The 13,519-nt window shown below is 46.7% G+C and carries 14 protein-coding genes and 1 tRNA gene; 5 read left to right on the forward strand and 10 right to left on the reverse strand.

What is annotated here, in order from left to right:
* Positions 1 to 432: 432 nt before the first annotated feature.
* The 4 genes from SGLY_RS12880 (at position 433) to SGLY_RS12895 (ending at position 3,876) form a co-directional block, all read left to right on the forward strand.
* A complete protein-coding gene (locus SGLY_RS12880) occupies positions 433 to 1,122 on the forward strand; it encodes a DUF3990 domain-containing protein (RefSeq protein WP_013625709.1) in 690 nt (229 codons plus the stop codon).
* The gene (locus SGLY_RS12885) at positions 1,088 to 1,729 is read left to right on the forward strand and encodes a helix-turn-helix domain-containing protein (protein WP_013625710.1); all 642 of its coding nucleotides are present in this window, start codon (positions 1,088 to 1,090) and stop codon (positions 1,727 to 1,729) included. Before SGLY_RS12880 ends, SGLY_RS12885 begins: the two co-directional genes overlap by 35 nt.
* Before the next feature lie 425 nt (positions 1,730 to 2,154).
* Positions 2,155 to 2,343 (forward strand): hypothetical protein, encoded by a 189-nt coding sequence (locus SGLY_RS12890; RefSeq protein WP_041444814.1) that lies wholly within the window; start codon positions 2,155 to 2,157, stop codon positions 2,341 to 2,343.
* 387 nt (positions 2,344 to 2,730) lie between these two features.
* Complete coding sequence (locus SGLY_RS12895) at positions 2,731 to 3,876, forward strand: Fic family protein (RefSeq protein ID WP_013625711.1); 1,146 nt, start codon at positions 2,731 to 2,733, stop codon at positions 3,874 to 3,876.
* A 413-nt stretch (positions 3,877 to 4,289) separates the two neighbouring features.
* On the opposite strand, the gene SGLY_RS12900 is transcribed toward SGLY_RS12895, so the two are convergent.
* From SGLY_RS12900 to SGLY_RS12940, 8 genes are all read right to left on the reverse strand, one after another.
* Complete coding sequence (locus tag SGLY_RS12900) at positions 4,290 to 4,889, reverse strand: helix-turn-helix domain-containing protein (protein WP_013625712.1); 600 nt, start codon at positions 4,887 to 4,889, stop codon at positions 4,290 to 4,292.
* Between the two features lie 335 nt (positions 4,890 to 5,224).
* A complete protein-coding gene (locus tag SGLY_RS12905; protein ID WP_013625713.1) occupies positions 5,225 to 5,677 on the reverse strand; it encodes a hypothetical protein in 453 nt (150 codons plus the stop codon).
* A complete protein-coding gene (locus SGLY_RS12910; protein WP_013625714.1) occupies positions 5,670 to 6,824 on the reverse strand; it encodes an ATP-binding protein in 1,155 nt (384 codons plus the stop codon). Before SGLY_RS12910 ends, SGLY_RS12905 begins: the two co-directional genes overlap by 8 nt.
* Before the next feature lie 583 nt (positions 6,825 to 7,407).
* Positions 7,408 to 7,484, reverse strand: a tRNA-Pro gene (locus SGLY_RS12920).
* A gap of 111 nt (positions 7,485 to 7,595) precedes the next feature.
* A complete protein-coding gene (locus SGLY_RS12925; protein ID WP_013625715.1) occupies positions 7,596 to 8,201 on the reverse strand; it encodes an XTP/dITP diphosphatase in 606 nt (201 codons plus the stop codon).
* 50 nt (positions 8,202 to 8,251) lie between these two features.
* Positions 8,252 to 8,992: a ribonuclease PH gene (gene rph / locus SGLY_RS12930; protein ID WP_013625716.1), complete on the reverse strand. Its 741-nt coding sequence runs from the start codon at positions 8,990 to 8,992 to the stop codon at positions 8,252 to 8,254.
* Between the two features lie 22 nt (positions 8,993 to 9,014).
* Positions 9,015 to 9,719, reverse strand: coding sequence for a TIGR01906 family membrane protein (locus tag SGLY_RS12935; RefSeq protein ID WP_013625717.1), 705 nt, complete (start codon positions 9,717 to 9,719; stop codon positions 9,015 to 9,017).
* 53 nt (positions 9,720 to 9,772) lie between these two features.
* Entirely contained in the window at positions 9,773 to 10,432 is a 660-nt protein-coding gene (locus SGLY_RS12940) for an O-methyltransferase (protein ID WP_013625718.1), read from the reverse strand.
* 66 nt (positions 10,433 to 10,498) lie between these two features.
* Between SGLY_RS12940 and SGLY_RS12945 the strand changes: the two genes are divergently transcribed.
* Positions 10,499 to 12,061 (forward strand): RsmF rRNA methyltransferase first C-terminal domain-containing protein, encoded by a 1,563-nt coding sequence (locus tag SGLY_RS12945; RefSeq protein ID WP_013625719.1) that lies wholly within the window; start codon positions 10,499 to 10,501, stop codon positions 12,059 to 12,061.
* 5 nt (positions 12,062 to 12,066) lie between these two features.
* Here the strand turns inward: SGLY_RS12945 and SGLY_RS12950 are convergent, their stop codons facing one another.
* Together SGLY_RS12950 and SGLY_RS12955 are read right to left on the reverse strand one after the other, a co-directional pair.
* A complete protein-coding gene (locus SGLY_RS12950; RefSeq protein WP_013625720.1) occupies positions 12,067 to 12,651 on the reverse strand; it encodes a Fe-S-containing hydro-lyase in 585 nt (194 codons plus the stop codon).
* Entirely contained in the window at positions 12,644 to 13,507 is an 864-nt protein-coding gene (locus SGLY_RS12955) for a fumarate hydratase (protein ID WP_013625721.1), read from the reverse strand. Before SGLY_RS12955 ends, SGLY_RS12950 begins: the two co-directional genes overlap by 8 nt.
* Positions 13,508 to 13,519 lie beyond the last annotated feature (12 nt).

Consider the following 13,519-nt stretch of genomic DNA (forward strand, 5'->3'; position numbering starts at 1 on the left):
ACTACAGGCTTTATGTAACGTACTCTTTAAATCCTCACCTCGTCAACGCCGGTAAAAGAGAACGCTGATCTTTTCTCATTTTTGTTGCTTTTTGAATTAAATTATATTCAGCTTCAATTGCGCTGTAAGCTTTTCAAATTCAGGATCTTCTTTTTTCAAATTTTTCGTTTCTTCTTTGGAATCACTTTGATCAACGGCATTCATCGTATTCCTCTTGCCTCAAAAAAACACATCATTTATGATGTTATATTTTCATTATCCATTATAAATGGTGTATAACAAGTAGTTTTTTCACTATGAATTTAGGTCAAATGAGCATTGCATTAATATTAAACGTGCAGATTCTTATTGACGAAGTATCGTTATAACGATATACTAAAGTCGTATACTATGCTATCGTTACGGCGATACTGTCTGGGGGAGGAATTTACTATGATTATATATCACGGCTCGTATCAAATCGTGAAACAGCCCGAACTTGGCAAAGGCAAGTCATATAATGATTACGGGCAGGGATTTTATTGCACGGAAAGTCTGGACTTAGCCAAAGAATGGGCCTGCCCGACACAGAAAGACGGTTTCGCCAATAAGTATGCCCTAAATACCGAGGAGCTCTCATTGCTTCACCTTTCCGGCGGCAGCTATCACATATTGAATTGGCTGGCCTTGTTACTCAAAAATCGCACTTTTGACCTGTCTGCGGCACTTGCCGTGCAAGCGCGGGAGTATGTCATACAGACTTTTATGCCGGATTTATCGGGGAAGGATTACATCATAGGCTACAGGGCTGATGATTCATATTTCTCCTTTGCGGAGGATTTTGTCAGCGGAGTCCTTTCTTTGCGAGATTTAAGCGAGGCTATGCGTCTTGGAGCTCTTGGCGAGCAAGTGGTTTTGATTTCTCCAAAGGCTTTTGAGCAAATCCATTTTGAAGGCTATGAAGCGGCAAGCTATCAGGAATATCACATTAAGCGTATGAGCAGGGACAACCTTGCCCGCCAGGAATATCAAAGCAGCAAAAAAGATCTTAAGACATTGAAGAATGACCTGTACATGCTGGATATCCTTAGAGAGGAGATGAAAAACGATGACCCGCGCTTACAAAGAATCCTACCTGAATAAAGCACAGAAAACCCTTGCGGCGATGATGGTCTATGCAGTTTCCGATCTGAAGTACGAACCGGATGAATTCTTCATATTGTTCTTGCAGTCCGGGCTTGTGGATGAATTCGGCAGAGGCAATCCAAAATATATTGCAGGGAAAAGCGGGGTTGAACTTGCCCGCGAAGTCATTTTGATTACAATCGGTCAGTCTGTGGATGTAATTCCTGCGCCGCACTTTGAGCGTTCACCGGTCTATTGGGCTGCTTGGGCGCTGGCATATTATCAATGGTATTCGGGATACAGCTTTAAAGAAATCCATAAAGCCTTGCCTTTTGCCGAACTGTTGAATATGTACTCTACCCTTCACGAGGCCGATATCAATAAGTTTGTTTCAGTAGCGGATAAAGTTTTGATTGAGAACAAAAGGGAAAGCGAAACCAATTTAAGTCGGCTGCGGAAGGCTCGGGGACTTTCGCAGAAGGAGCTTGCTAAAACCTCCGGTGTTGCCCTACGTATGATTCAACTTTATGAGCAGAAGCAAAATGATATTAATAAAGCACAGGCTTCTTCGCTGCAGAGCCTAGCTCAAGCGCTGGGGTGCAAGATAGAAGATTTGTTTGAATGATATTATAGCAACAGACCCTTCGCCACAGTTGAGGAAATGGACGAATCCCTTCTGGCTCAATGGAATAATAGTGTTGGCGAGAGCGACACAATCTATATTCTTGGCCATTTATTTTTCCGTAATGCGGTATCGGCAAACAAATATTTAAACAGACTACACACGCACGCTCTACTTTATTCAACGATTTGCTCATTTCTTCAACTTTTGTGGTATATTTTTCGGCCAAATAGAGCTTATTAATAGAAAAAAGACGTGAATTTGTGTAATTTACCTGCATTTATACCACAAAAGCTGACATAAGTTATCATCATAGCGGTCAGGTCATCCCAAAGGGAACCCTTAATAGTATTGAACGCTCATCAGGAGTTAAGTTCTAATCCCTGATCAAAGCGATTAAATATAAAATCCAGAAGGAGTTGATCATTTTGACAAATCATTTGATCTATCCGGTTGTGGTAGAAAAGGCTGATGAGGCCCAAAATAAATCTGTAACTAAAAATTGTACTTTGCCTAAATGGTTACGTGATGCCGGTGAAGAAGCCGGGCTAAATTTCTCCCAACTTCTTCAAGCATCAATTAAAGATGCTCTTAAAATCAACGAATCTAAATTATGAACTTCATAACCAAATATAAAAATAAGTCCAGGGCAGTTAATTCCCTGGATTTTTTATTGATTTGGATCGCACTATAATCATCTGGTGATACCAACGCTTTAAGCTATCTTATGGTTTGGGTGTTTCATCAAAAAGTGGTCGAGGCAGAGGGCTTTGCTCCGCATTTTGGAGCGGTGCATCTTTAACGATTTCAAATTGTGCATCGCTCGTTTTGTGTAATGTACGTTGATTGTAACATGTTTTGAAAGTTGAAATTCAAACATCTAAATCGCAAACTAAAACAAAAAATCAGCCCCCTCGTTTTTATTTTACTTTATATTTATAAACTAAAATAAAGATGTTATAATGCCCTTGTAATGAACTTTTCGCAAGGGAGGCCGCACAGATATGATGGACAGAGCTGGAAAACTAAAAACAAACCTGTCGGGTGAAGCGGCATATAAATCATTTGCGCCATCGCCGCTGCCGCCCAATCCGACCGTTGAACTCGATAACGAAACAATTGAGCTATTGGTAAAAGCCAATAAGCAGCTTGGTCTTCTGGAAGGCATTGCGGCGAGAATTCCGAACGTTAATTTATTTATATCAATGTATGTCCGCAAGGAAGCGTTGATGTCGTCTCAGATTGAAGGAACACAGGCCACATTGGAGGATGTGCTTGACCCGCTGATTAACGAAAATGCCAATCGTAATGTCGCCGATGTTATCAACTACATCAAGGCAACCGAGTTTGCGATTACCAGGTTGAACGAGCTGCCGTTGTGCAACCGGCTTATTAAGGAAGCACACGCGGTGCTGATGGCAGGCGTTCGCGGACAGGAGAAAAATCCAGGCGAGTTTCGCTATTCTCAAAACTGGATTGGCGGTCAGGGCAGCACATTGAAGAACGCCAGGTTTATCCCTCCAGCGCCGGAAGATATGACGATGGCAATGTCCGACCTGGAAAAATACTGGAGCGACGATGATGGGCTTGATGTTTTGATTCGCGCCGCCTTGATTCACTATCAGTTTGAAGCCATACACCCGTTTTTAGACGGCAACGGATGTATTGGCCGGTTGCTCATCACCTTATATCTGATGGAAAAAGACGTGCTGACAACTCCCGCGTTATATATTTCATATTTTTTGAAAAAGAACCGTATCGAATATTACGACCGTATGAGCGAGGTACGCCGCAACGGAAATTATGAGCAGTGGATCAAATTTTTCTTGCAGGCGATTTATGAATCTGCCGAGGATGCAACGAATACCATTGATAAGCTGACAGTGCTCCATGATAAAAATCTCGTCTCCATCAGCGGGATGGGCCGCGCCTCCAAAACAGCGCTCCGCCTATTCGCTTACCTCGAAGAAAACCCCATCATTGAAATCCAAAAGACAGCGGCGGCCTTGGATACCACATTTAAGACGGTATCCGATTCTGTTCGGCGGCTTTGTGAAATGGGTATCCTGAGACAAAACTCCGGCGAGCAGCGCAACAGGACATTTTCCTATGCCGCCTATCTTGACCTTCTGCGTAACGGGACAGTATAAAAACACCATAAACCATGTGAGAAAATGCTGTGCCATACATAAGCCTAATCGAAACCGCTGCCAAAAAGGTTGTTCAGAAACGCCAACTATTGCTGCAAGAGAAACCGCCCAAACGCAGAAAAGCCCGCAAATAGCGGACTTCCGGACAAAACAAAAACCATCTACAGACAAAATTTCTTTTATCATATAGATAGTATTCTTTAAATGGTCGAAGCAGAGGGATTTGCTCCGCAGCTTCGCTGCTATCACGCCGGGCCAAAATACTCTCTTAGGTCGCATTTTTTGACGGCCGTTCAAATCCCTCTGCCCTGTTAAATTGTATTCATAATGGAATAATAGTGGAAAAAGATTTTTGTTATCAACCTGGATTTATTCGAGGTTTAATCGTCAAATTGGAATTTGCAGCACGACTGTTATGCTCTCTTAGCCCCTCTCAGCAGCACAAAGCTCAGACCAGCTGTAATCAAATATATTGCTGCAAACACAGCGCCGGTGATAATATCTGTCGGATACGGCGCGGCGATACGTCCGAAACAAACGGCAACAATCAAGCTGATGGGCATAAATGCGACCAGCAGAATATTTACCCAATTTATAGCAAACGAAGCTTTTACGCCTGATAACAGCCTGCCGCTGAAATACCCTGCCGCACCAACGACTTGAATAATCATTGACCCCCAAATGCTGGCCGCTGTCTGCTCCTCATACCAAGCACCGAATGCGCAAAACAAGCCGATCGCAAGGAAGGCGGAGGAGGAGATATACAGGATTTTGCTGGTTAAAACGCCATGTGTTCCTTGGTTATTGAGCGCCGGCTCGATGCCCTTGAGGATATAATCCGTCGTCACATCGAAATATTCGCTCATAATGATGATCTTATCCAAATCGGGGACACTCTGCTCGCTTTCCCATTTTGATACGGCCTGACGCGATACGCCAACCTTGTCTGCCAGGTCTTCCTGTGAAATTGCCTTTGCTTTTCTTAAGTTCTGAATTCTGTCCGCAATGTTCATAACTGACACCCCCTTCGTTTGGTAATGCCATTATAAGAAATCTGGCAGTTGCGTCGCCACCATCTGCACTTGGAGATTTGTCAACCGGCGGTTGCGGCGGTGTTTTCATGCTGTGGATGATAGATAAATCCCGGCTCCAAGCCGCTCGACAACTTCTTGTTTATCTGTTTAGCATAAATAATATACATCTTCATAATACCATACTTTATCTACATTAAAAGGATATAGCTCCCTCTTAGCGGAAGCTATATCTTTCTGGTCGGAGTGAAATTATGGGACTTGGAGAAACGCAATAATATTAATGGTTTATAGGTGGTCAGCAAGTAGTGTTTTCACTAAATATTTAAAAAATTTTTTTCAGTTCCAATATACGGTGAAATATTTTCAATATAGTCGAATTGTGTTCGGTTCGTTCCGTTTGCGGTGTAAGATCCAATACGATTTTTAAGCGTCTGAAATTGTTGTCTGGTCGTTGACACGATGGCATGCCGCTCATCTTTAACGACATTTAAATGCATGCCGTTTTTAGAGAACAATTCCGATTTATGCTGGACTTTCTCGCCTTCAGGAAATTCAACCTTGAAAACGTACAATCCAACATCGCGCAAAGAGTCATCGTCTTGAACAGAGTCGAGAGCCTGTTTAACCATTTGCAATCCTTGGCTTAATTTGACCCCATGCTCGGAAAAAATGATATCGCGAACTTTAGGTCGAGCGGTCAACTTCTTTGATACTTGCTCCACTTCTTTATCAGGAATCCAAAAGTGTGGTCGTTGATGTTCATTCATTTATTTTTCCCTCCTTACCAAAACGATAACTCAATGTCGACTTTGGAATACCCGTTATTGCTTCCAATGTCCTAATCGGAATCCCGCTTTTTTGTAGTTTTGATAACGCCCTCATAAAATCGTCACTATCTTCGCTTACATAAAGTGCCGCATGTTTTAGCCAAATCTTTCCGATTTCCTCAATTTCAAGGGTATCTCCCTTTTCCTTGCTCATTACACAATACTTTCCCAATGATTGCAAGAATGTTTGCATTTGTGCGCCGCTCATACCATCAGTCAAAACAATCAATTTTTTGGGGTCAATTTGAAAATCCCGCAAATAAGTCAATAATGCAGAAGAAACAATTTTTTCTCGCTGGCTTTCATTTGGCTCTTCCAAAAGAATAGAAATATCAAACCTCCGCCAAATAGCTGGATCTAACAAGTGATGATGGTTTGTTGCCGCTACCAAAAACACATTGGCTTGCATTTCATCTAAATTCTGCAACAATGTTGTCACAACTCTTTTTAATTCGCCCAATTCATGCGAATCATCTCTCTTTTTAGCAATAGCATCAAACTCGTCAAGAAAAAGCATAATACGTTTTCCTTTTACGAACTCAAAAATCTTCCTAATATTTGTACCTGTTTGCCCTAAGTAAGACGAAACCAAGCCATCTAAACGAACATAGGCTATGGATAAGCCAAGTTCAGCAGCAAGGGCATTGGCTGTCATCGTCTTGCCGCATCCCGGGGGACCACAAAGCAAAATGCGATTTGTTGGAACAACTCCAGATTTGAGTAACTCATCAGATTTCTTTTGTTCGTCAATAATTTGCTGGATAGTATCGCTGGCTTTTTCAGATAACGCCACATCTTTTAACATAATAGTAGGTTGTAATATTTCTACCAAATCCAAAGTGCTATCTTTGTCTTTTGGCAAACCCGCAACAGACTGTACAGAAAACGACATTGAGGATATTGGGCTAATCATGGTACTATTGGCAGGACGCTTCTCAGTTGAATAAGCGTTCTTAAGAGATAGTGCCAGCGAAGAATTCCCTTTCTTCTCCTCATCGTGGATTAAGTCCGAAAGCACCTTTTCAAATTGAGACTCGTTCCCGCTACTGTGCGCTGAAACGAGATTAATTATATAATTAGCCTTCATTATAGTCTCTCCTTCTTGGACACTGCTGTCCATATGATTCATTATAGCCAAATACGAGAGAAATATCAACAGATTTATTGGACACAGTTGGACAGAGATTGTTTGAGTTTGTGTATCGGCGGATTTTTTTGTAAAATGCTCGTAGAATTGTGGCACATAAAGCCATGGAACCGGGTATAGGAAATTATGAGACTGGCCGAGTCGTAACAGGCGGTTTGTTTGTTTTTCTTATCATGTACCAGCGTGACTTTTCGTTTCCAGAAAACATAAAAGCGCCTCTCTCTTTTCGGCTTTGCTGCCGTGTTAGAAAGGGCGCTGACGATGATTTATTTATTCCTTTTCTGTCTAAAAGACCACAGGTGTGGGCTCAAATCCATGGGGATATCAAATTCACTCCTATGATATCCATGAAATCGCAATCTTTTTTGACGGGCATTTTAAGAGTAAAAAAGCCCGGAAATGGTCAAAACAGAGGGATTTGCTCCGCAGCTTCGCTGCTATCACGCCGGGCCTAAACACTCCCTTAGGTCGCATTTTTTGACGGCCGTTCAAATCCCTCTGCCCTGTTAAATTGTATTCATAATGGTCGGGGCAGAGGGATTTGAACCCCCGGCCTCCTGCTCCCAAGGCAGGCGCGCTACCAAGCTGCGCTATACCCCGCCGTTCAGTGACAATGAATAGTATATCCTAAGAAAAAAAGCAAGTCAACTACATTTTCAATGGATTTGATGAATTTTCCGCCGCCGCCGCTTTTATTTGAAGACCGGCAGCCTAACTTTGTTTCGCCAGGTGGTCCAAAACAGAAACAGCCTTGGTGAAAGCCCCGGCCCTGTGGCTTATCCTGTTTTTCTCCTCAAAGGACAGCTCTGCCATTGTTTTTTTGTACTTCTCAAGATAAAATACCGGATCATAGCCAAAACCGCCGCTTCCCATTCGTTCAGACAGGATACGTCCTTCACAGACTCCTTCGGTGACATATTCCCCGCCATCCGGAGTCACTATAGCCAGACAGCATTTAAAGCGGGCTCCGCGCCGCTCTGTGCCAATTCCCTCAAGCAGGTTTAGAAGCCGGTCTATATTGCGGTCATCATCCTTCGGTTCCCCCGCAAACCGGGCCGAACGGACCCCCGGCTCGCCGCCGAGAGCATCTACCTCCAGTCCCGAATCATCGGCCAGTGAAATCAGCCCTGTTCTCGCCGCGGCCTCCCTGGCTTTGAGCAAAGCATTTTCCCTGAAGGTGCTGCCTGTCTCTTCAACCTCGGGGTAATCAGGGAAATCCCCGATAAAGAAAATCCGGCCCAGATTTTTTACCGGGATGAGCATTTCCTGCAGCTCCCTGACCTTTCCTTTGTTCCCTGTTGCCAGCATAATATCCATGAAGCGACTCTCCTCTCTTAAGCTGCCCTTCTTGGGCGGGGGGAGTTTGTTTAACAGATCACCGGCCTGCCGATTTCCTCCAAGGCCTGCCTCTGATAGCCCATCAGGGTTCTGATGCCGTTTTCAGCCAAATCCAAAAGCTCATCCAACTCCTTGCGGTCAAAAGGCTCCTTTTCAGCCGTACCCTGCACTTCAATCAGCTTGCCGGAACCAGTCATGACGACATTCATGTCTACCTCAGCCTTGGAGTCTTCTTCATACGCCAAATCCAGCAAATATTCCCCTCGCACTTTGCCGACCGATACCGCCGCGAGGCTGTCCGTAATCGGATTTGTTTTTAAAAGCCCCGCCCCCAACAGAAATGAGACCGCATCATGCAAAGCGACATAAGCCCCGGTAATCGCAGCTGTCCTTGTTCCCCCGTCAGCCTGGAGCACATCACAGTCCAGCCAGATTGTCTTTTCTCCCAGCTTCGATAAGTCGACAACGGAGCGTAAGGCCCTGCCAATCAGTCTTTGGATTTCCATGGTCCTGCCGCTGAGCTTACCCTTGCTTGACTCCCGTTGATTGCGGACACCGGTCGCCCTCGGCAGCATGGAATATTCCGCCGTTATCCATCCCTTGCCCGCCCCCTTCAAAAAGGGAGGCACCCGGTCTTCGATACTGGCTGTACATAGAACCATCGTTTTTCCTATTTCGATCAGAACAGAGCCCTCCGGGATCTCGGTATACCTCCTGGTTATCCTGACAGGTCTAAGTTCCTGATTATTTCTTTCTGCGATTCTTGGCATTTTAACATCCCCTTCTTGATTACTAAAGCAAGCCTTTTTTTCTCTCGGCCCATTCGACAAATATTCCCGGCACCGTAAGTATAACCAGAAAGACGAAAAAAATAAGAATAATTCTGGCAACCAGGTCAAAAAAGAATTGAGCCGGGACCATTCTGATTAAAACACTGTGCGCGGGGTCAAGCAGCCACAAATCATTCGTGAAAACCAGCCGGTGCATGCTGTCCCAGAATAAGTCAAAATTCAGCGCCATGAAAAACCCGGCCCCCGTTAACAGCAGCAAAAAAAAGCTTGCTCCGGCCAGGCTTCCCCGGGCCAAAAACCGGACAGCCCGGCCCTTGGCAAGAGTTAACATTCCCGCCAGACAGACCATGCTGCACAAGAGACTGATTTTCCTGATCTCATAGCCCTTATTGAGAAGGTCCCGCACATCGGCCATGTGGGCGATTTCCCGCGGAGTCAGGACCTCTTGGCTTACTCCCCCGATACCGGCCTCCATCCGCAAATCATCCCGCCGACCCTGAAGATAGTCAAACAGCCCTTCGGTCACCAAAAGCAGGTCCTCCGACGACATGCCGATTTCCCCGGCCGTACCCAGCTTGAGATATTCCGTCCTGTAATATTCCGCATCAAAAACAGCATATTCAATTATGCTTAATAATACGACCAGAATCAGGGAAAGAGAAAATATGAAACTAAGCAGGTATGCCCAGGCACTCTTTAGCCTCAATCTTTCATCCCTCCCGCCGTCCGGTTATTTATCGGTCAGTTATCCGTCAGTTATCAGTCAGTTATCGGTTCCCGCTCTTTGTGCGCCAGGGCTATTCCGTCTCCCAACGGCAGGACACTGCAGCCAAACCCCTTCAACGCGGTAAGCTCATCTAAAAACTTACGCATTCTGCTGACCATCCGTTCATATTTCGGCTCATATACCGCCCCCGGAACGACCCATCCCCGAAAAAGGACATTATCCACAACCAGAAGTCCGCCGGGATTTAAAAAAGGAACGGTCAGCTCCAGGTACTCCGGATATTCCCCCTTAGCCGCGTCAATGAAGATCAGGTCAAACCTTTCCTTATTCCCCCGCAGAAAATGAAGGGCGTTCTCGGGCCGGAAATCAACAGTTTCCGCCAGTCCGGCTCTTTTCACATATTCCCTGGCCCTGTCCAGCCGGCCCCTGTTCATATCCACGGTCAGAACCCGGCCCCCGTTTTCTTCGGCTCCTCTCCCCAGATAGATTGTGGAATAGCCTATAGCCGTTCCGAGCTCCAGGATCTTGCGGGCCCCGCAGAACCGGACCAGCATCTGCAAAAAATTGCCCACAGCCGGGGTCACCACAGGAATGGTTTCTTCCAGCGCCGTCCTTTCCATTTCCAGTAAAAGCTCGTCTCTGGGGGGAAGCAAATCTTCCAGATATTTTTCCAGGGCGAAAGGATAAAACAAGGTCATTCCTCCGAGTGCTCATTTATGATATACTTCCAAAAAGAATCTTTCCTAAGGAAGAAAAAAATGAAAGAAATATCAACCCTAAGTTTACCACAAACCTTTCAAAAAAGAATGGCCGATTTACTTGGTCCTGAATTGCCTGATTTCCTTGCGTCCTATTTGCGGCCGCGCAGCAACAGCCTGCGCGTAAATACCTTGAAAATCACCCCTGAAGACTTTGCGGCCCTGGGCCTTTTCCCTCTCAAACCCGTACCGTGGTGCCCTGAAGGGTTTTATTACGCGTATCAGGACTATCCGGGAAAACACCCTTATCACCAGGCCGGAGTCTACTATATCCAGGAGCCTTCAGCCATGGCTGTGGCCGCCTATCTTGATCCCCGTCCCGGCGACTGTGTTCTTGATCTTGCCGCCGCTCCAGGCGGAAAATCGACCCAGATCGCCTCTTCCCTGCAGGGACAAGGATTGCTCTGGTCCAATGAGATCGACCGGAAGCGCTCCCGCATCCTCCTGGAAAACCTTGAACGCTGGGGAACCGCCAGGATGATCGTCAGCTGCGAAACACCGGAAAACCTCTCGCAAGCCCTTCCCGGCTTTTTTCATAAGATCTTATTGGATGCTCCCTGTTCAGGCGAAGGCATGTTTCGTAAAGATCCGGGAGCCCTCCGCCACTGGTCTGTCCAGCATGTTCTATCCTGTGCCTTTCGTCAGCAAAAAATTCTGGAATCGGCCGCTTCTCTCCTGAAAGAGGGCGGAACACTCGTCTATTCTACCTGTACGTTTTCTCCGGAAGAAAATGAATACTGCATCATAAATTTTCTGAATAACCATCCTGATTTTGGACTGGAGCCCCTGCCTAAACTTCACCCTGATTTTGTTGAATCGGCCCTTTTGCCCGGTACCATCCGTCTTTACCCGCACCGGGTAGACGGCGAGGGGCATTTTATCGCCAGACTCATGCGCAAACCTTCATCCGCTGTCCCGCTCGGAGAAAAAACCGCCGGACAGCAAAGCAGAGAAAAGCATTTGCCCGGACATCATCAAAATACCACACACCGGCAGGGCCAAGGGAACACTCCAAACAAAAAAACCAAAAGCCCTGACCTCTCCCTCGTGAGCGACAGTGAAATTTTCTCCGACCTGCGGGATCTGCTGCGTCCTGAAGCCGGTGATCTGTTATCCGATGATCCTTCATCCGGCAATCCTTCATCCGGTAATCCTTCATCCGGTAATCCTTCATCCGGTGATCTCTCCTCCGGCGGTCTGTTCTCCTCCGGCCGGCATTCTCTGATTTCTCATGAAGGACACTATTGGCTCGATCCTCTTGCCGGAAAACTCCTGCCTAAGCTCAATATCCTTTGCCGGGGTCTTTATCTGGGCCAAAAAAAGACGGGCAGGTTTCTGCCCGGATACGCACTCGCTCATGCCCAAGAAGCCGGGCATTTCAAAGAATACTCCTCATTTTTAGCAGGATCCCTTGAATTGGAAGCCTACCTCCATGGCGAAGAAATCTCTTCCCCCGGCCCTGACGGCTGGACAGTAATCGGGGTCGACTCTTTCCCTTTGGGCTGGGGACGCCGCAGCGGCGGACGCCTCAAGAATCATTACCCCAAAAACTTAAGACAATAGACCGCTCACCTTAACCTGTACTTTTCCCTTCCTCTTTCATAGAGATTATTTCCTTCACTGTCAATTAAAACAACGGCGGGAAAATCCTCTACGACCAGACGGCAAACCGCCTCGGCCCCCAGATCGGGCCAGGCGATAACCTCCGCTGTTTTGATCCGGGCAGCCAGAAGAGCGCCGGCGCCGCCAATTGCCCCAAAGTAGACAGCTCCATACTCCTTCATCGCCTCTACGACTTGCGGCGAACGCAGGCCTTTACCGATCATTCCCGTGAGTCCGCAGGCGATCAGGCGGGGCGAATAAGCATCCATCCGGCCGCTTGTCGTCGGCCCCGCCGAACCGATCACCCTGCCTTCCGGAGCCGGAGAAGGCCCCATAAAATAAATGATCTGGTTCTGCACATCAAAAGGCAGCTTCTCTCCCCGGTCAAGGGCCTGTACCATTCTCTGATGGGCGGCATCTCTTCCTGTATAGATCACACCGCTGATCAAAACTTTGTCCCCGGCTTTCAGTTCTCTGGCCTGTTCTGCCGTTAATGGAGGATGAACCCGTTGAGGACCGGTATGACAATCCTTCTCCTTCTTTTCAGGCATGATTTTCAATCCCCTCCAAAACAACGCTTAAATGTCTGCTCACATGGCAGTTGATATTGACCGCGACCGGCAAGCCGGCAATATGGGTAGGAAAAACCTCCATATTGACCGCCAGCGCCGTCATTCTCCCCCCAAATCCGGCCGGTCCTATCCCCATCGCGTTAATCTTTGTCAAAAGCTCGTCCTCAATTATGGCCAGCCTTTCCTGGGCATTTTTTTGGCCCTGAGGGCGGAGGAGAGCCTTTTTGGCCAATATCGCCGCTTTCTCCATGGTCCCGCCTACCCCGACCCCGACAATCATCGGAGGACAGGGGTTGGCCCCGGCCTTGTCGACCGTTTCCAGGACAAAACTTTTTACCCCCTCCAGCCCCTCGTAGGGCTTGCACATCTTTAACGCGCCCATGTTTTCGCTGCCAAAGCCTTTGGGCGCAACCGTAATCTTGATTTGTTCGCCGGGCACAAGCTCATAATGGATGACAGCGGGAGTATTGTCGCCCGTATTGATTCTGTCAAAGGGGTCCCTGACAATAGATTTGCGCAAATACCCGTTCACATATCCCCTGCGCACACCTTCATCAATCGCCTCTGTGAGCGGACCGCCGGTAATATGAACATCCTGCCCCAGTTCAACAAAAACAACCGTCATTCCCGTATCCTGACAAATCGGAATATGCTCGGTCTCAGCCAGGCGGGCATTTTCCAGAATAAATCCCAGGGCTTCCTTTCCCAGATCGGATTCCTCTTTGCTTAAAGCGTCTCCCAAAGCTTTCTTTAAATCGCCGTTCATTTTATAGTTCGCTTCAATACACAGTCCTTCCACCGCTTCAATGATCCGGTCAATATGTATCTCCTTCAAGATTCCACTTCC

Origin of the sequence: Syntrophobotulus glycolicus DSM 8271 (genome assembly GCF_000190635.1) — a bacterium.
Lineage (GTDB): Bacteria > Bacillota > Desulfitobacteriia > Desulfitobacteriales > Syntrophobotulaceae > Syntrophobotulus > Syntrophobotulus glycolicus.